The organism is Streptomyces niphimycinicus (genome assembly GCF_018883605.1).
Taxonomy (GTDB): domain Bacteria; phylum Actinomycetota; class Actinomycetes; order Streptomycetales; family Streptomycetaceae; genus Streptomyces; species Streptomyces niphimycinicus.
In genome coordinates, this window is sequence record NZ_JAHLEM010001067.1 from 1 (window position 1) to 582 (window position 582).

General features: G+C 66.2%; 1 protein-coding gene. It reads left to right on the top strand.

Going from position 1 to position 582, the window contains the following annotated elements; genetic code table 11:
* A partial coding sequence (locus KN815_RS47545) for an acyl carrier protein (RefSeq protein WP_216347982.1) occupies positions 1–582 on the top strand: 582 nt, incomplete at both ends.

Here is a 582-nt window from a genome sequence, read left to right on the forward strand (position 1 = left end):
TGTTGGGGTTTGGTTCTGGCAGTGAGGTGCGGGTGGATGCTGCGTTCAAGGAGTTGGGTTTTGATTCGTTGACGGCGGTGGAGTTGCGTAATCGGTTGTCGGTGGTGACGGGGTTGCGGTTGCCGGCGACGTTGGTGTTCGACTATCCGACGCCTCGGGTGCTGGCGGAGTATCTGTGCACCCGGCTGACCGGCGAGACCGCCGGTTCCCGTGCCCCCGTCGTAGCGCGGGCCGATACGGACGATCCCGTGGCGATCATCGGCATGACCTGCCGTTTCCCGGGAGGCGCGAACTCCCCTGAAGCGCTGTGGGACCTGGTCGCCTCGGGGAAGGACGTGATCGGGGAGTTTCCGACCGGCCGAGGCTGGGATCTGGACGGGCTGTTCCATCCGGACCCCGATCACCCGGGCACCAGCTATGCCCACGAGGGCGCCTTTCTCCATGACGCCGATGCGTTCGATGCGGCGTTCTTCGGGATCAATCCGCGGGAGGCGCTGGCCACCGATCCGCAGCAGCGGTTGCTGTTGGAGGCGTCGTGGGAGGTGCTGGAGCGGGCGGGGATCGACCCGGTGTCGTTGAAGG